Source organism: Pseudomonas sp. HC1(2025) (genome assembly GCF_058742075.1).
In genome coordinates this window covers 4,974,798-4,990,042 of the sequence record NZ_CP196017.1, presented here as the reverse complement: position 1 = coordinate 4,990,042, position 15,245 = coordinate 4,974,798, and the positions used below count along the sequence as shown (strand labels likewise).

At 60.4% G+C, this 15,245-nt stretch carries 17 protein-coding genes and 4 tRNA genes; 12 read left to right on the top strand and 9 right to left on the bottom strand.

The features are described 5' to 3' along the window. Nucleotides 1-25 precede the first annotated feature (25 nt). Nucleotides 26-1,123 (top strand): glycine oxidase ThiO, encoded by a 1,098-nt coding sequence (gene thiO, locus ACSSVH_RS22340; protein ID WP_492633747.1) that lies wholly within the window; start codon nt 26-28, stop codon nt 1,121-1,123. Between the two features lie 27 nt (nt 1,124-1,150). Here the strand turns inward: thiO and ACSSVH_RS22335 are convergent, their stop codons facing one another. Further along, nucleotides 1,151-1,384: a PP0621 family protein gene (locus ACSSVH_RS22335; RefSeq protein WP_169951040.1), complete on the bottom strand. Its 234-nt coding sequence runs from the start codon at nt 1,382-1,384 to the stop codon at nt 1,151-1,153. Nucleotides 1,385-1,510: 126 nt separating this feature from the next. Then, nucleotides 1,511-2,536 carry an outer membrane protein assembly factor BamD gene (locus ACSSVH_RS22330; RefSeq protein ID WP_169951038.1) on the bottom strand — a complete coding sequence of 342 codons (1,026 nt, stop codon included), beginning with the start codon at nt 2,534-2,536 and terminating at the stop codon, nt 1,511-1,513. A gap of 149 nt (nt 2,537-2,685) precedes the next feature. Between ACSSVH_RS22330 and rluD the strand changes: the two genes are divergently transcribed. The 7 genes from rluD to ACSSVH_RS22295 all read left to right on the top strand — a co-directional run bounded on the left by rluD (nt 2,686) and on the right by ACSSVH_RS22295 (nt 7,805). Further along, nucleotides 2,686-3,648 (top strand): 23S rRNA pseudouridine(1911/1915/1917) synthase RluD, encoded by a 963-nt coding sequence (gene rluD / locus ACSSVH_RS22325; RefSeq protein ID WP_029292014.1) that lies wholly within the window; start codon nt 2,686-2,688, stop codon nt 3,646-3,648. Then, a complete protein-coding gene (gene pgeF / locus ACSSVH_RS22320; RefSeq protein ID WP_170041712.1) occupies nt 3,645-4,370 on the top strand; it encodes a peptidoglycan editing factor PgeF in 726 nt (241 codons plus the stop codon). The genes rluD and pgeF overlap by 4 nt, the downstream gene beginning before the upstream one ends. Before the next feature lie 154 nt (nt 4,371-4,524). Continuing rightward, the gene (gene clpB / locus ACSSVH_RS22315; RefSeq protein ID WP_092230488.1) at nt 4,525-7,089 is read left to right on the top strand and encodes an ATP-dependent chaperone ClpB; all 2,565 of its coding nucleotides are present in this window, start codon (nt 4,525-4,527) and stop codon (nt 7,087-7,089) included. Between the two features lie 300 nt (nt 7,090-7,389). Continuing rightward, nucleotides 7,390-7,465: transfer RNA gene (locus ACSSVH_RS22310), tRNA-Asn, on the top strand. Between the two features lie 9 nt (nt 7,466-7,474). After that, a tRNA-Pro gene (locus tag ACSSVH_RS22305) sits at nt 7,475-7,551 on the top strand. A gap of 5 nt (nt 7,552-7,556) precedes the next feature. Next, a tRNA-Lys gene (locus tag ACSSVH_RS22300) sits at nt 7,557-7,632 on the top strand. Nucleotides 7,633-7,728: 96 nt separating this feature from the next. Then, a tRNA-Pro gene (locus ACSSVH_RS22295) sits at nt 7,729-7,805 on the top strand. A gap of 130 nt (nt 7,806-7,935) precedes the next feature. Here ACSSVH_RS22295 and ACSSVH_RS22290 read toward each other — a convergent pair. Genes ACSSVH_RS22290 through ACSSVH_RS22280 form a run of 3 tightly spaced genes read right to left on the bottom strand, consistent with a single transcriptional unit; the run spans nt 7,936 to nt 10,137 of the window. Then, nucleotides 7,936-9,234: an NAD(P)/FAD-dependent oxidoreductase gene (locus tag ACSSVH_RS22290; RefSeq protein WP_492633746.1), complete on the bottom strand. Its 1,299-nt coding sequence runs from the start codon at nt 9,232-9,234 to the stop codon at nt 7,936-7,938. Between the two features lie 60 nt (nt 9,235-9,294). Beyond that, nucleotides 9,295-9,468 carry a DUF3094 family protein gene (locus tag ACSSVH_RS22285; RefSeq protein ID WP_169951032.1) on the bottom strand — a complete coding sequence of 58 codons (174 nt, stop codon included), beginning with the start codon at nt 9,466-9,468 and terminating at the stop codon, nt 9,295-9,297. Between the two features lie 39 nt (nt 9,469-9,507). Beyond that, nucleotides 9,508-10,137, bottom strand: coding sequence for a DUF1780 domain-containing protein (locus tag ACSSVH_RS22280; RefSeq protein ID WP_029292005.1), 630 nt, complete (start codon nt 10,135-10,137; stop codon nt 9,508-9,510). Between the two features lie 102 nt (nt 10,138-10,239). On the opposite strand from ACSSVH_RS22280, the gene ACSSVH_RS22275 reads away from it, so the two are divergent. From ACSSVH_RS22275 to ACSSVH_RS22265, 3 genes are all read left to right on the top strand, one after another. Next, nucleotides 10,240-10,707 (top strand): FAD/FMN-containing dehydrogenase, encoded by a 468-nt coding sequence (locus ACSSVH_RS22275; protein ID WP_169951030.1) that lies wholly within the window; start codon nt 10,240-10,242, stop codon nt 10,705-10,707. Further along, on the top strand, nt 10,704-11,393 hold the full coding sequence (locus tag ACSSVH_RS22270; protein ID WP_169951027.1) for an energy-coupling factor ABC transporter permease: 690 nt from the start codon (nt 10,704-10,706) through the stop codon (nt 11,391-11,393). The genes ACSSVH_RS22275 and ACSSVH_RS22270 overlap by 4 nt, the downstream gene beginning before the upstream one ends. A 63-nt stretch (nt 11,394-11,456) precedes the next feature. After that, nucleotides 11,457-11,672, top strand: a complete 216-nt coding sequence (locus tag ACSSVH_RS22265; RefSeq protein ID WP_057441062.1) for a hypothetical protein — start codon at nt 11,457-11,459, stop codon at nt 11,670-11,672. Here the strand turns inward: ACSSVH_RS22265 and yacG are convergent. From yacG to ACSSVH_RS22245, 4 genes are read right to left on the bottom strand one after another with little or no spacing between them, the layout of a single operon-like run. Further along, entirely contained in the window at nt 11,669-11,872 is a 204-nt protein-coding gene (gene yacG, locus ACSSVH_RS22260; RefSeq protein ID WP_092238375.1) for a DNA gyrase inhibitor YacG, read from the bottom strand. The two genes, ACSSVH_RS22265 and yacG, sit on opposite strands and share 4 nt — an antisense overlap. Next, complete coding sequence (gene coaE, locus ACSSVH_RS22255) at nt 11,869-12,492, bottom strand: dephospho-CoA kinase (protein WP_492633745.1); 624 nt, start codon at nt 12,490-12,492, stop codon at nt 11,869-11,871. Before coaE ends, yacG begins: the two co-directional genes overlap by 4 nt. Beyond that, on the bottom strand, nt 12,489-13,361 hold the full coding sequence (locus ACSSVH_RS22250) for a prepilin peptidase (RefSeq protein ID WP_170041717.1): 873 nt from the start codon (nt 13,359-13,361) through the stop codon (nt 12,489-12,491). Before ACSSVH_RS22250 ends, coaE begins: the two co-directional genes overlap by 4 nt. 2 nt (nt 13,362-13,363) lie before the next feature. Continuing rightward, the gene (locus ACSSVH_RS22245) at nt 13,364-14,584 is read right to left on the bottom strand and encodes a type II secretion system F family protein (RefSeq protein WP_492633744.1); all 1,221 of its coding nucleotides are present in this window, start codon (nt 14,582-14,584) and stop codon (nt 13,364-13,366) included. A 203-nt stretch (nt 14,585-14,787) separates the two neighbouring features. Between ACSSVH_RS22245 and ACSSVH_RS22240 the strand changes: the two genes are divergently transcribed. Then, nucleotides 14,788-15,198: a pilin gene (locus tag ACSSVH_RS22240; protein ID WP_170041950.1), complete on the top strand. Its 411-nt coding sequence runs from the start codon at nt 14,788-14,790 to the stop codon at nt 15,196-15,198. The last annotated feature ends 47 nt before the right edge of the window (nt 15,199-15,245 follow it).

Here is a 15,245-nt window from a genome sequence, read left to right as displayed (position 1 = left end):
TTCTTTATATGGGCTGGATCGAACAATGACTAAGCAGCAAGTCGTGGTTGTGGGTGGTGGTGTTATCGGGTTGTTGACGGCGTTCAACCTGGCAACTCAGGGGGTGGCGGTTGTCGTGCTTGACCGTTCGTCGGTCGGCCAGGAGTCTTCCTGGGCCGGAGGCGGGATTGTTTCGCCGTTATACCCATGGCGCTACAGCCCGGCTGTCACGGCGCTGGCCCATTGGTCCCAGGACTTCTACCCGCAATTGGCCCAGCGTCTGTTTGCGGCCACCGGCGTGGATCCTGAGGTTCATACCACCGGCCTTTATTGGCTGGACCTCGACGACGAGGCCGCTGCCCTGGCCTGGGCTGAGCGGGAAGGCCGGCCGTTGAGCAAGGTGGATGTGTCGGCTGCCCGTGACGCGGTTCCAGTGTTGGGGCCGGGGTTTGCACAGGCCATTTATATGGCAGATGTGGCCAACGTGCGTAATCCACGCCTGGTCAAATCCCTCAAGGCTGCACTGTTGGCGTTGCCTGGCGTGACCCTCCATGAACATTGCGCGGTACAGGGGTTTATCCAGGAGGGCGGCAGCATCGTTGGGGTCAATACGGCGCACGGTGAGGTGCGGGGTGATCAGGTCGTGCTTGCCGCCGGTGCCTGGAGTGGTGAATTGCTGGGTAGCCTGGGGCTGACGTTGCCGGTGGAGCCGGTCAAGGGCCAGATGATTCTGTACAAATGCGCCTCGGACTTTCTGTCCAGCATGGTCTTGGCAAAAGGCCGCTATGCGATCCCGCGCCGTGATGGGCACATCCTGATTGGCAGTACGCTGGAGCATGAGGGCTTCGACAAGACACCGACCGAACCGGCCCTGGAAAGCTTGAAGGCCTCGGCGGTGGAGTTGATTCCGGCACTGGCAGATGCCCAAGTGGTGGGGCATTGGGCCGGTTTGCGGCCTGGTTCGCCCGAGGGCATCCCCTATATAGGCAAGGTGCCAGGGTTTGAAGGGTTGTGGCTCAACTGTGGGCATTACCGCAACGGGCTGGTATTGGCGCCTGCGTCTTGCCAGTTGTTTGCTGACTTGCTGCTGGGGCATGAGCCGGTGATCGACCCGGCCCCTTATGCGCCCACTGGTCGAATATAAACCGGGGCTCCTACCGTTCCAGAGTACTCAGCGCTCGATAGATTTCGGTCCCTGCTCCAGGTGCGCCTGGGTGCAGTACCAGTCCTGGCGTTGGCTCAATGCCCGGTCTTGAGGCAGATGCACGCCGCAGTGCGCACAGCGAACCATGGGCGCGGCACTTTGTTCGCCGGGCTGTTGCTGGGTCGAAGCGGGGCGCTTGAATTTGCGCCAGAACCATACCGCAGCAGCAATCAGGGCAATCCAGAACAGTAAACGAACCATGGCAGGCAGCTTCTCGACAGGGAATCCGGCAGTTTAGCCAAGGATGTTAGCGGCGCACAGGGTAATAAAGTCGCGCCATAAAAAAAGGAGCCCCGAGGGGCTCCTTCTTGCGCTGCCAAGACGGGTTCAGTCAAAGACACCGAACGTCATGTAGCTGAACCACGAGCGATCCTGGTTGTTGCCCAGGGCCTCTGGTGCCTCTTCCTCGATCACGTCGCCGTTCTCGTCGTGCGGCTTGAGCTCGGACGGAATGGCGTCCTTGGCGTCCTGGTATTGCTTGAGGATGTCCTGGTTGGCGCGGGTTTCGCCCGGCGGCAACGGTGGACGGGACTCGATCAGGCCCAGGGTGTACTTGCTCAGCCACGAGCGGTTGTCCGCTTCGGCAACCTGCGGCACAAACTGGCCGTCTTGCAGGCTAGGGTGGTCCGGGTAGTTGAGTTTCAGGGTTTCCAGGCTGGTAGCCGCAAGGGTGTCGAGGTGCAGGCGCTGGTAAGCCTCGGTCATCACTGCCAGGCCATCACCCACGGAAGGGGTTTCCTGGAAGTTTTCCACTACATAGCGACCACGGTTGGCGGCAGCAACATAAGCCTGGCGCGTCAGGTAGTAGTGGGCTACGTGGATTTCGTAGGAAGCCAGCAGGTTGCGCAGGTAGATCATGCGCTGCTTGGCGTCCGGCGCGTAGCGGCTGTTGGGGAAGCGGCTGGTCAGTTGGGCGAACTCGTTATAGGAGTCGCGCGCAGCACCTGGGTCACGCTTGGTCATGTCCAGCGGCAGGAAGCGCGCCAGCAGGCCAACGTCCTGGTCAAACGAGGTCAGGCCCTTGAGGTAGTAGGCGTAGTCCACGTTCGGATGCTGCGGGTGCAGGCGGATAAAACGCTCGGCAGCGGACTTGGCAGCTTCCGGCTCGGCGTTCTTGTAGTTCGCATAGATCAGTTCGAGCTGGGCCTGGTCGGCATAGCGGCCAAACGGATAGCGCGACTCCAAGGCCTTGAGCTTGGCCGTGGCGCTTGTGTAGCTATTGTTGTCCAGGTCGGCCTGAGCCTGCTGGTACAGCTCGACTTCACTGAGGTTTTCGTCGACGACGTCCTTTGTTGACGAGCAAGCAGCAGTCATGGCGAGGATGGCGATCAGCAGCAGGTGTTTCACTTGCATGGCGGCTTGCGTCCCTATGACGGCCGCTGTCTTGGGCGGGGCCGTCCTGTTATGATGAGCGCCCCGATGAAAGCCTCGGGGCAAAAGACGCCGTATTTAACCACAAGCGCGCAGCCGAAACCAAAGGCTGTGCCACGCCTAGTCTGAGCATGTCCGATAAAATTGAACTTCGCGCAGAGGTGCCGTCCGAATTGGGCGGCCAACGCCTCGATCAAGTCGCCGCACAACTATTCGCTGAGCACTCGCGCTCGCGCCTTTCCGCCTGGATCAAAGACGGCCGCCTGACTGTGGATGGAGCGGTTATCCGCCCGCGAGACATAGTTCATGGCGGTTCGGTTCTTGAGCTGACTGCCGAGCAGGAAGCCCAGGGAGAATGGATCGCCCAGGACATCGAGCTGGATATCGTCTATGAAGACGACGACATCCTCGTGATCAACAAACCCGCAGGCCTGGTGGTTCACCCGGCGGCCGGGCACGCTGATGGCACCTTGCTCAATGCCTTGTTGCACCATGTGCCGGACATCATCAATGTCCCGCGCTGCGGCATCGTCCACCGCCTGGACAAGGACACCACCGGTCTGATGGTAGTGGCCAAGACCATCCAGGCGCAGACGCAGTTGGTCACACAATTGCAGAGTCGCAGTGTCAGCCGCATCTATGAGTGCATCGTGATTGGTGTGGTCGTGGCCGGTGGCAAGATCAACGCGCCTATCGGTCGTCACGGCCAGCAGCGCCAGCGCATGGCGGTGATGGAGGGCGGCAAGCAGGCCGTCAGCCACTATCGCGTGCTGGAGCGCTTCCGTTCACACACCCATGTGCGGGTCAAGCTGGAAACCGGCCGTACCCACCAGATCCGGGTACATATGGCGCATATCAACTTCCCGTTGGTCGGCGATCCGGCCTACGGTGGTCGCTTCCGTATTCCGCCGGCCGCCAGCGTGACCATGGTTGAGTCATTGAAGTCGTTCCCGCGCCAGGCGCTGCATGCACGCTTCCTGGAACTGGATCATCCGACGAGCGGTGAGCGGATGAGCTGGGAATCGCCACTGCCCGACGACTTTGTCTGGTTGCTGTCGTTGCTCAAGCAGGACCGCGAGGCCTTTGTCGGATGAATGACTGGCTGATTCCTGACTGGCCTGCGCCGGCCGGGGTGAAAGCCTGCGTCACCACCCGTGCGGGCGGCGTCAGTCTGGCGCCGTTCGACAGCCTCAACCTAGGTGATCACGTCGAGGACAGCCCTGCAGCTGTGCTTGAAAATCGTCGTCGCCTCACTGCCGCGTTCGATATCCAGCCCGCCTGGCTGCGCCAGGTGCATGGCGTGGTCGTGGTTAAGGCCGACCCGGGACAGATTGCCGAGGCTGATGGCAGTTGGACCGAGACGCCGGGCGTCGCCTGCACGGCGATGACCGCCGATTGCCTGCCGGCCCTGTTTTGCAACAAGGCCGGTACCCGGGTTGCTGCGGCCCATGCCGGCTGGCGTGGCCTGGCGGCGGGTGTACTGGAAGCTGCCGCCGACAGCCTGGGGGCTGTGCCGACCGACGTACTGGTGTGGTTGGGCCCGGCGATTGGCCCCAAGGCCTTTGAAGTCGGCCCTGAAGTGCGTGAAGCGTTTATGCAGCAACACCCGCAAACCGCGCAGGCCTTCGTTCCCAGCCACAACCCCGGCAAGTTCCTGGCCGACATCTACCAGTTGGCGCGCCTGCGCCTGGCTGCGCGTGGAATCACCGCCGTCTACGGTGGCGGCTTGTGCACCGTGACCGATCCGCGCTTCTTTTCTTACCGGCGCAGCCCGCGCACCGGTCGATTTGCCTCCCTGATCTGGCTCGAACGCTAGACTCTGCTGATCCATATCAAGCAGTGCCGGCTTGAATCTTCCAGAATCCACCCCATCTATAGGGGTATCTGGCAGGTTTCTTCATTCAGGATGCGTTAATCGCGGGCAAGCTCGCTCGCACATAGCTCCGGCCTGCTCAAAAGGAAGGTGACTAATGCGTATTGATCGTTTAACCAGCAAATTACAATTGGCGTTATCGGATTCCCAATCCCTGGCGGTTGGCCTCGACCATCCGGCCATCGAGCCCGCGCACTTGATGCAGGCACTCCTCGAACAGCAGGGTGGTTCTATCAAGCCCCTGTTGATGCAGGTGGGCTTCGACGTCAACAGCCTGCGCAAAGAGTTGAGCAAAGAGCTCGACCAACTGCCGAAAATCCAGAATCCGACGGGCGACGTGAATATGTCCCAGGATTTGGCGCGCCTGCTCAACCAGGCAGATCGCCTGGCCCAGCAGAAGGGTGACCAGTTCATCTCCAGCGAACTGGTGTTGCTCGCCGCCATGGATGACAACAGCAAGCTCGGCAAGTTGTTGCTGGGCCAGGGCGTGAGCAAAAAGGCCCTGGAAAATGCCATCAACAACCTGCGCGGCGGCGAGGCGGTGAATGACCCCAATCATGAGGAGTCACGCCAGGCCCTGGACAAATACACCGTCGACCTGACCAAGCGCGCCGAAGACGGCAAGCTGGATCCGGTGATCGGGCGTGATGACGAGATTCGTCGCACCATCCAGGTCCTGCAGCGTCGTACCAAGAACAACCCGGTGCTGATCGGTGAACCTGGGGTGGGTAAAACTGCCATCGCCGAAGGCCTGGCCCAGCGCATCATTAATGGTGAGGTGCCGGACGGCCTCAAGGGCAAGCGCTTGCTGTCCCTGGACATGGGGGCGTTGATCGCCGGTGCCAAGTTCCGTGGCGAGTTCGAAGAACGCCTCAAATCCCTGCTTAACGAGCTGTCGAAGCAGGAAGGGCAGATCATTCTGTTTATCGACGAACTGCACACCATGGTCGGCGCTGGTAAAGGCGAAGGCTCGATGGACGCAGGCAACATGCTCAAGCCAGCACTGGCCCGGGGTGAGTTGCATTGTGTGGGGGCGACCACGCTCAACGAATACCGCCAGTACATTGAAAAGGACGCGGCCCTTGAGCGTCGCTTCCAGAAAGTCCTGGTGGAAGAACCGAGCGAAGAAGACACCATCGCGATCCTGCGTGGCCTGAAAGAGCGTTATGAGGTCCACCACCGCGTGGCAATCACTGACGGTGCGATCATCGCGGCGGCCAAGTTGAGCCATCGCTATATCACTGATCGTCAGCTGCCGGACAAGGCCATTGACTTGATCGACGAAGCGGCCAGCCGGATTCGCATGGAGATCGACTCCAAGCCTGAGGTGCTGGACCGCCTGGAGCGCCGCCTGATTCAACTGAAAGTGGAATCCCAGGCGCTGAAAAAAGAGGACGATGACGCGGCGAAGAAACGCCTGGAAAAACTCCAGGAAGAAATCGTCCGCCTGGAGCGTGAGTATTCGGACCTGGAAGAAATCTGGACCTCGGAAAAAGCCGAAGTACAGGGTTCCGCACAGATCCAGCAAAAAATAGAGCAGTCGCGCCAGGAACTGGAAGCTGCCCGCCGTAAAGGCGACCTGAACCGCATGGCCGAGTTGCAGTACGGGGTGATCCCGGATCTGGAACGCAGCCTGCAAATGGTCGACCAGCATGGCCACAGCGAAAACCAGTTGCTGCGCAGCAAGGTGACCGAGGAAGAAATTGCCGAGGTTGTGTCCAAGTGGACCGGCATTCCGGTGTCGAAGATGCTGGAAGGCGAGCGTGACAAACTGTTGCGTATGGAAAGCCTGTTGCACCAACGCGTGATTGGCCAGGAAGAGGCCGTGGTGGCAGTGTCCAATGCGGTGCGGCGTTCACGGGCCGGTTTGTCCGACCCGAATCGCCCGAGTGGCTCGTTCATGTTCCTCGGCCCGACCGGTGTGGGTAAGACCGAGCTGTGCAAGGCCCTGGCCGAGTTCCTCTTTGATACTGAAGAGGCGATGGTGCGCATTGATATGTCCGAGTTCATGGAGAAACACTCCGTGGCTCGTTTGATCGGAGCGCCACCAGGCTATGTGGGCTACGAGGAAGGCGGCTATCTGACCGAAGCGGTACGGCGCAAGCCTTACTCGGTGATCCTTCTGGATGAGGTCGAGAAGGCCCACCCGGATGTGTTCAACGTGTTGCTGCAAGTGCTGGAAGATGGCCGTCTGACAGACAGCCACGGGCGTACCGTGGACTTCCGTAATACGGTGATCGTGATGACCTCCAACCTGGGCTCGGTACAGATCCAGGAGATGGTCGGGGATCGTGAAGGCCAGCGTGCTGCGGTAATGGACGCGCTGACCAGCCACTTCCGCCCGGAATTTATCAACCGGGTCGACGAAGTGGTGATCTTCGAGCCTTTGGCGCGGGATCAGATCGCTGGCATTACCGAGATCCAACTGGGTCGCCTGCGCAGCCGTCTGGCAGAGCGCGAGCTGATGCTGGAACTGAGCAGCGAGGCCTTGGACAAGTTGATCGCGGTTGGCTACGACCCGGTGTATGGCGCACGGCCTTTGAAACGTGCGATCCAGCGCTGGATCGAGAACCCGCTGGCGCAACTGATCCTCTCGGGCAGCTTTATGCCGGGGACCAGCGTCAAGGCCACCGTGGAAAACGACGAAATCGTCTTCCACTAAGCCTGCAACTGGTGGTTATAAGCAGAGGCCCCGCATTGCGGGGCCTTTTTTTTCGATAGGGCGTTGAACTGTAAGGCAAAGGCTTGTAAAGTGCGCCCCGCAGCAACGTCAGCCCACGGGTTTCTTCTCCCCAAGGAGAAATCAGAAAGAAGCGCAAATCATTGTCTTAAAAGCAATTTAAAGGGTTGACAGGGGTTTTTAAGATTGTAGAATAGCGCGCCTCAGACACACGAACGTAGCGATACGGACGGGTTGAAGAGAAGGTAGTAAGCAGTATCGTAGTACTTTGAAATATGTAGTTCCGTGATAGCTCAGTCGGTAGAGCAAATGACTGTTAATCATTGGGTCCCAGGTTCGAGTCCTGGTCACGGAGCCAATTTCAAACCGGGGTATAGCGCAGTCCGGTAGCGCGCCTGCTTTGGGAGCAGGATGTCAGGAGTTCGAATCCCCTTACCCCGACCATTTTTGGGTCGTTAGCTCAGTTGGTAGAGCAGTTGGCTTTTAACCAATTGGTCGTAGGTTCGAATCCCACACGACCCACCATTTTTGAGACCAGTTAACGCTGGAATCGAATCTTAAGATCAGAGGCCAAAAGTCCTGATCGAAGAAGGCGACTTGAAAAGGTCGCCTTTTTTTTACCGGGGTATAGCGCAGTCCGGTAGCGCGCCTGCTTTGGGAGCAGGATGTCAGGAGTTCGAATCCCCTTACCCCGACCATATTAAAAATCCTCGTATCGAAAGATACGGGGATTTTTTTTGCCTGTGCAAAAGCTGAAGTTACCTCGATCAAATGTGGGAAGGGGCAAGCCCCCTCCCACATTGAGCAGCCCCACCCGGGACCGCGTTGTTAGTGGAGCTTGAGCCGCGGCTCGGTGCCTCGGCCAATCTTGCTGCCCAGCATCAACATCATCGTGCGGAAGAACCCGTACAACGCCATCTGGTGCATGCGGTACAGCGACACATAAAACATCCGCGCCAGCCAGCCTTCGAGCATCACACTGCCGGTCAGGTTGCCCATCAAGTTACCCACAGCCGAAAAACGCGACAGCGAGATCAGGGAGCCATAGTCGGTGTACTTGTAGTTGGGCAGTGTCTTGCCTTCGATGCGCAATTTCAGGGACTTGGCCAGCAGTGACGCCTGCTGGTGCGCTGCTTGCGCCCGTGGTGGAACGTTGCGGTCGGTGCCTGGCTGCGGGCAGGCGGCGCAGTCACCGAAGGCGAAGATATTCTCGTCACGGGTGGTCTGCAGGGTTGGCAGCACCTGCAATTGGTTGATGCGGTTGGTCTCCAGGCCGTCGATGTCCTTGAGGAAACCTGGCGCGCGAATCCCGGCGGCCCACACCTTGAGGCTGGCGGGGATAACTTGGCCGCTGCTGGTAATCAGGCTGTCGGCAGTGACTTCGCTCACGGCCGAGTTGGTCATGACCGTCACGCCAAGCTTTTCCAGGGTTTTATGCACAGGCCCGCTGATCCGCTCTGGCAGCGCTGGCAATACCCGAGGGCCGGCTTCGATCAGGGTGATGTGCATGTTTTCCGGCTTGATCCGGTCCAGGCCGTAGGCCGCCAGTTCATGGGCGGCGTTGTGCAGTTCGGCGGCCAGTTCGACGCCGGTAGCGCCAGCGCCAACGATTGCCACGCTGATTTGTTCCACCACATCGGTTTGCCCGGCATGGGCGCGCAGGTAGTGGTTGAGCAATTGCTGATGGAAACGTTCGGCCTGCTTGCGGGTATCGAGGAACAGGCAGTGCTGTGCCGCGCCTTCGGTGCCGAAGTCATTGGTGGTGCTGCCGACGGCAATCACCAGGGTGTCATACCCCAGCACGCGTGCAGGCACCAGCTCGCGGCCTTCTTCATCAAGGGTTGCGGCCAGTTGGATTTTCTTCTGTTCACGATCGAGCCCGCTCATGCGCCCTAGCTGGAACTCGAAGTGGTTCCATTTTGCCTGGGCAACATAATTGAGTTCGTCTTCAGAAGAGTTCAGCGAGCCGGCCGCCACCTCGTGCAGCAGGGGCTTCCAGATATGGGTCAGGTTGGTATCGACCAGCGTAATGCTGGCGGTACCGCGCTTGCCCAGAGTCTTACCCAGGCGGGTAGCCAACTCCAGGCCGCCGGCGCCGCCGCCGACGATAATAATACGATGGGTCATGGGGGTATCTCGCAAGGCTAAAAGAAATCGGTGCAGTTACCCGAGCGAGCGCCAGGCAGCTCATAGCGTCAGGTAACTCAAAAGACGGCTCAGAATGCCCAGGCCAATCACCACAACCAGTACCACCCCAAGGAGCAGCCACGGCCGGAAAGGCTTGCGCTCAACCTGGTGCTGGGACAGTTGCAGGTACTCTTCGACATGTTGTTGGTCGTCAGGGTTCAGGCGGCTGGTCATAAAGGCCTCGTCAGGTAGACGTTGCAGAAGGGCACCACGTTACAGGCTGATACCCACATCGAACACTATGCTGCGCCCCAGGTTGTTGCGCAAGAAATCCGGCGCGTCCGGATGGGCGAACAGCACCCGCGCAAAGGTCGGACCGACCAATGACAGCGAGCGCCAGCCCTGGCGCAGGTACTCGGTGGGCGGCGGGAAATGGCTGTTGAGGTCCAGCACTTCGCGCTTGAGGCTGGCGAAGGCGATGATATCCAGCTCGCCCAGGTCCATGCCGCGTTCTTTGTAATTATGGGCTTTCTTGCGCAGGGTCGGCGCCAGGCGCAGGAGGAATTCATGGGCGGGAATGCGCCTGGGCTTGGCCTCGCGCCGCACCAATTGGCTCAGGGAAAAGGCACTGCGTCGGCGCAGCAGTTCGTCGCGCCATTCGTCATTCAGGCGCCGGCCTTCGTCGAGGACAAAAAACACCTCGAAACTGGCATCGCGAAACAGCACATCGGGCGGTTCTTGACCCGCGGCATGAAACTCTTCGGCGCGGTAGGGCACATTCAGGCCTTGCAGCAGGCGCTGGCAGACCCAACGCTCACGCTCCCATTTGCGGGCATTGGACAGGAACGCGTTGGCTTGTTCGGCCGCTATGGTGAGCAGGCGCAAATAATCTGAGTCATCCATGGTTCCAGCTTAGCGTTCAAATGATGACCGCAGGAAGTCCCGTGTGAAAAGGCTCGGTGTAGACTGGCGGTTCGGTTGACGGTTTTGCACAAGGAGTTTGCGGTGAGGTTTTTGCTTGCGGTATTTCTGAGCTTTCTGCCCCTGTGGGCCCAGGCGGTTGAACTCGGGGAGCGGTTGGCGCCGTGGACCCTGCTCGATCAATTCGACCAGGCCTACACCCTGGATAACCAGGCGCAGGTCCTGCTGGTGGCGCGCAGCATGGACGCGGCCAAACTGGTGGATACGGCATTGCAGGGCCAGCCCAAGGGGTATCTGGAGGCGCGCCATGGGGTGTTTGTCGCCGATATCCAGCGCATGCCGAGGCTGATCGCCAAGCTCTTTGCGGTCCCGGCGATGCAGGCCTACAACTACCGGGTGATGCTCGATCGTGATGCGCGGATCGCTCCGCGCTATCCGGCACCTGTGGATAAAGTGCTGTGGCTGCAACTGGAAGACGGCAAGCTGGTGGCGCGCCATGAGTACGCCTCTGCCGCCGAACTGCGCCAGGCCCTGGAGCAGGTGCAGCCGTGATCAGCGCCGCCGTGCTGGCACCGCACACCCTGTGGCTGGGCTGGCTGCTGTATGCGCCGGTGATTGTATGGGCGATCCTGCGCTCGTCCTGGGTCGAACTGTTTGCCGACCGGCGGCGTCAGCACCTGTTATTTGGCACGGTGTTCGCGCTGTTCATGCTGTGGTTGGTGCGCCGGGACTTCGACACCGGGGTGTCCTACCACTTTATCGGCATGACCGCCGTGACCCTGCTGCTCGACTGGCCATTGGCAATCGTCGGCGGGCTCGCGGCGCAACTGGGCCTGGTGCTGCTCGGGCGCCAGGACTTGGCGGCAGTCGGGGTCAACGGCGCGCTGCTGGTCCTCTTGCCGGTATTGGTGACTGAGACGTGCGCGTTGCTGGTGGAACGGGCGCAGCCGCGCAATCCCTTCGTGTATATCTTCTGTTCCGGCTTTTTTGCCGCCGCATTGTCGGCGTTGCTGTGCCTGTTGGCCGGCCTGGGCTTGTTGTGGCTGGATGGGCGCTTTGCCATGCCCGAGTGGATCGAGGACTTCATCGGTTACCTGTGGCTGATCATCTTTCCCGAAGCGTTTATCAACGGCATGGTGATCAGTGCGCTGGTGGTGTTTTGCCCGGAATGGCTTGAGACTTTCAACCGCACGCGCTACCTCTCGGCGCCCTGGAAAGATGACAATTCACGCCCTTGATCCAAATCAAAGGCGTGACGCAAAAGTGGTCGCATGCTCTGCGAAACTTCCAGGAGCACGATCATGAGTGTGTACGAGTGGGCACGGCAGGAGTTGCGCAGAAGCCAGGATGCGGCACAGGAAATCGGTTTTGACCCGGGCTTGAGCCTGCGTGCCTTGCTCAGTGCAGTGGTGCAGCAGAGCAAGGGCGTGCGTAGTGCCGAAGACCTGGCCGACGAGTTGCAGTTTTTAGCGGAAAACCTCGACGACCAACAGGACTACGGCTTTATGCGGCCTTAGTGGGCGCGCGGTGGCAGGTCTTCGGAGAACAGTTCGTCTTCGGCGTCCGGGCTGACCGGAATCTTGTGTTCCTCTGAGGCCCAGGCACCCAGGTCGATCAGTTTGCAGCGATCCGAGCAGAATGGCCGGTTGAGGTTGGTCGCTTTCCATTCCACGGGGGCGCCGCAGGTTGGGCATTCGACGGTCAAGGGTTGGCTCATGTTCGGCCTCCACGCAAAGTAAGGTAAAAGTGGTGCAGTCGCTCGACCTCGGCCTGTAGCCAGGCCAGGTCCTGGTCATTGACCAGTACATCGTCGGCATGGTGCAGGCGATCTTCCCGTGAGGCCTGGGCCTTGAGAATTGCCTGCACCTGTCCTTCGCTGATGCCATCGCGCAGCAGGGTACGCTGAATCTGTGTTGATTGCGGCACATCGATCACCAGGATGCGCTGGGTCATGGTGTGCTGGCCCGACTCGATCAACAACGGCGACACCAGGATCGCATAGGGCGAGCGGGCGCGGGCCAGATGGCTGCGGATCTCGTCGGCAATCAGTGGGTGCAGCAGGGCCTCAAGCCACAGGCGTTCTTGCGGCGCCTCGAAAATACGCTTGCGCAAGGCAGCGCGATCCAACTGGCCATTGGGCAGCAGGATCGCGCTGCCAAAGTGCTCGGCAATCTTTGCCAACGCCGGCCGACCGGGCTCCACCACCCAGCGCGAGGCATGGTCGGCGTCGATAAGGTCTACGCCAAGGTCGATAAAGTGCTGGGCGGCAGCGCTTTTGCCGCTGCCGATGCCGCCCGTCAAGCCAAGAATCCAGGGTGTTGCGACAGAAGTGGTCATCTGAAACCGACAGACTGCAAATAGAAGTCGGTTATTTGACCACCCCAGAGCAATGCAATCCAGCCGGCAATCGCCAGATAGGGACCAAACGGCAGGGGCACCGATGTCTGCGCGTTACGCATGCGCAACAGAATCACCCCTGCTATCGCGCCCACCAGCGATGCCAGCAGCAGCGTCAGCGGCAGGATCTGCCAGCCACCCCAGGCGCCGAGCAGGGCCAGTAGCTTGAAGTCGCCATAGCCCATGCCGTCCTTGCCAGTGCACAGCTTGAACAGCCAGAACACCGACCACAGGCTCAAGTAACCGGCAACCGCGCCCAACAGGGCATCGGGCAGGGGCGTGTACAACTCGAAATAATTGAGGATCAACCCCAGCCACAGCAGTGGCAGCACCAGCACATCCGGCAGCAGTTGGTGATCGGCGTCGATCAGGCTCATAGCCAGCAGGCCCCAACTCAAGAACAGCACTCCAGCGGCCGGCCAGCCGAAGCCGTAGTGCCAGGCAATAAATGCCGAGAGCAGCCCGCAGGCCAGTTCGGTCAGCGGGTAGCGTGGGCTGATGGAGGCGTGGCACTGCGCGCAGCGCCCCCGCAGCAGCAAGTAGCTGAGCACCGGGATGTTTTGCCACGGGCGAATCGGCTGTGAGCAGTGCGGGCAGCAGGAGTTGGGGTGCAGCAGGTTATAGGTCGGGCCGCTGGGCTCCGGGGGCAGGCCGAGTATTTCATGGGCCTGGGCGCGCCAGTCCCGCTCGAGCATTTTCGGCAGGCGCCAGACCAGCACGTTGAGGAAGCTGCCAACGATCAGTCCCAGCACCAGTGCAGCCCAGACGAACAGCCAGGGGTGGAGGATCAGGAGTTGCTCCAGGGTCATGTTCAAAACGCCGTGCCAAGCTGGAAGATCGGTAGGTACATGGCGATCACCAGCGCCCCGACAATGCTGCCGAGCACCACCATGATCAGCGGCTCCATCAGGCTGGTCAGGTTGTCCACCAGGTTGTCGACGTCCGTTTCATAATGCTCGGCGACCTTCTCCAGCATGCTGTCCAGCGTGCCCGACTCTTCGCCGATGGCTGTCATCTGGATCGCCATGCCAGGGAACAGGCCGCTGGCGCTCATGGATTGATTCAATTGCATTCCTATTGCCACGTCCTGGCGCATGCGCGTGATTGCCTGGGTGAACCGCTCGTTGCCGGTGGCTGCGGCCACTGAATCCAACGCCTGTGCCAGCGGCACGCCGGCGGCGAAGGTAGTGGCGAGTGTGCGGGCGTAGCGGGCGACAGCGGTTTTTTTCAGCAGTGTGCCTGCCAACGGCAGTTTCAACAAACCAGTGTCCAGCCACAGGCGCAAGCCGTTGTGTCGACGGTAGCCACGGCGTATCCCCCAGGCAGTCGCGGCCACGGCCAGCAACAGCATCCACCATGCGCTCTGCATGAATTCGGACAGCAGGATAACCAGTTGGGTAAAGCGCGGCAGCGGTGTGTCGATGCCGGCGAACAGGCTTTCGAACTGGGGTACGACGTGGATCAGCAAGATGCTGCTGACCAGCGCCGCCACGAGCAGGACCACCAGCGGATAGGTCATGGCCTTCCTGATCCGGGTCTTGAGGCGTTGGCTCTTTTCCAGGTGGGTGGCTACTCGTTCCAGAAGGGTTTCCAGGGTGCCAGCCTGTTCGCCGGCCGCGATCAGGCTGCAATACAGTGGGGTGAAACACTGCGGCTGTTTCAATAATGCGCCGGTCAGGCTGTTGCCTGCGGCAATCTCCTGCTTCAATCCCTGGACCATCGTGCGCATGGCGCGGCTGTCAAAGCCTTCGCCAATCATGTCGAAGGCTTGCAGCAGGGGGATTCCCGCCCTCAGCAGAGTGGCCAGTTGGCGAGTGAACAGCGCAATATCGGCCGGGGTGATGGGGGTGCCCAGGCCCGAAAGGAGGCTGGAGCGCATCTGTACCCGAAGCGGGTTGATACCTTGCCGGCGTAATTGGGCCTTGATCATGGCGGGGCTATGGCCACGGGTTTCGCCAGAGACCTTGCGGCCATTGCGCAACGTGCCTTCCCAGGCGTAGGTGGTGGCGGGGTTCGCGGTGACATCATTCATTGGCGGCGACAGCTCATCGGCAGGTGACGATCTACAGCTTAGTCAGGCCTCTGTGTCCGTCAGGCTATTGGACAAGGGGAAAATGTCAGATTGTGCGTCTTGTGAGGGCCTAGCCCGGCGCGGATGAGTACACTGGCGCGGTTGTTGAGGGCAGGGCGCAGGACGTGCCTTGCGATGGGGTTTTATTCTGGAGAGTGAGTGTGATGCGTCAGAACGGCTTTACTTTGATCGAGTTGTTGATCGTCGTGGCGATCATCGGCATCTTGGCCACCATTGGCCTGCCCATGTACACCAAGCACCAGGCCAAGGCCAAGTTCACGGCTGGGCTGGCGGAAATCTCGGCGTTGAAGGCGGGCTTCGAAGACACGTTCAACCAGGGCACGGTGCCCACGCTGGCGCTGATCGGTGGCACCAGCCCGACCGCCAACTGCGTGATCAGCGTGGTGGGTGATGTGGCTGCGGGGACGGGCTCGATTGCCTGCGAAATCCTCGATGCGCCTGCGCCGATCCAGGGCAAGCTCATTACCCTGGCGCGCAGTGCCAGTGAGGGTTGGAAGTGCACCACCAGCGCTGACGAGCAGTACGTTGCAAAGGGGTGTGCGGCTGGCAACTGAGGCCGGGCTGCCTTAATCAGTGACAGGAGCCCGGCGTGACGGGCTCC

Excerpts from the sequence above, each read along its gene's own strand:
- thiO (WP_492633747.1), top strand. The coding sequence starts at position 26 with ATGACTAAGCAGCAAGTCGTGGTTGTGGGTGGTGGTGTTATCGGGTTG.
- ACSSVH_RS22335 (WP_169951040.1), bottom strand. The coding sequence starts at position 1,384 with ATGGTTCGTTTACTGTTCTGGATTGCCCTGATTGCTGCTGCGGTATGG.
- ACSSVH_RS22330 (WP_169951038.1), bottom strand. The coding sequence starts at position 2,536 with ATGCAAGTGAAACACCTGCTGCTGATCGCCATCCTCGCCATGACTGCT.
- rluD (WP_029292014.1), top strand. The coding sequence starts at position 2,686 with ATGTCCGATAAAATTGAACTTCGCGCAGAGGTGCCGTCCGAATTGGGC.
- pgeF (WP_170041712.1), top strand. The coding sequence starts at position 3,645 with ATGAATGACTGGCTGATTCCTGACTGGCCTGCGCCGGCCGGGGTGAAA.
- clpB (WP_092230488.1), top strand. The coding sequence starts at position 4,525 with ATGCGTATTGATCGTTTAACCAGCAAATTACAATTGGCGTTATCGGAT.
- ACSSVH_RS22290 (WP_492633746.1), bottom strand. The coding sequence starts at position 9,234 with ATGACCCATCGTATTATTATCGTCGGCGGCGGCGCCGGCGGCCTGGAG.
- ACSSVH_RS22285 (WP_169951032.1), bottom strand. The coding sequence starts at position 9,468 with ATGACCAGCCGCCTGAACCCTGACGACCAACAACATGTCGAAGAGTAC.
- ACSSVH_RS22280 (WP_029292005.1), bottom strand. The coding sequence starts at position 10,137 with ATGGATGACTCAGATTATTTGCGCCTGCTCACCATAGCGGCCGAACAA.
- ACSSVH_RS22265 (WP_057441062.1), top strand. The coding sequence starts at position 11,457 with ATGAGTGTGTACGAGTGGGCACGGCAGGAGTTGCGCAGAAGCCAGGAT.
- yacG (WP_092238375.1), bottom strand. The coding sequence starts at position 11,872 with ATGAGCCAACCCTTGACCGTCGAATGCCCAACCTGCGGCGCCCCCGTG.
- coaE (WP_492633745.1), bottom strand. The coding sequence starts at position 12,492 with ATGACCACTTCTGTCGCAACACCCTGGATTCTTGGCTTGACGGGCGGC.
- ACSSVH_RS22250 (WP_170041717.1), bottom strand. The coding sequence starts at position 13,361 with ATGACCCTGGAGCAACTCCTGATCCTCCACCCCTGGCTGTTCGTCTGG.
- ACSSVH_RS22245 (WP_492633744.1), bottom strand. The coding sequence starts at position 14,584 with ATGAATGATGTCACCGCGAACCCCGCCACCACCTACGCCTGGGAAGGC.
- ACSSVH_RS22240 (WP_170041950.1), top strand. The coding sequence starts at position 14,788 with ATGCGTCAGAACGGCTTTACTTTGATCGAGTTGTTGATCGTCGTGGCG.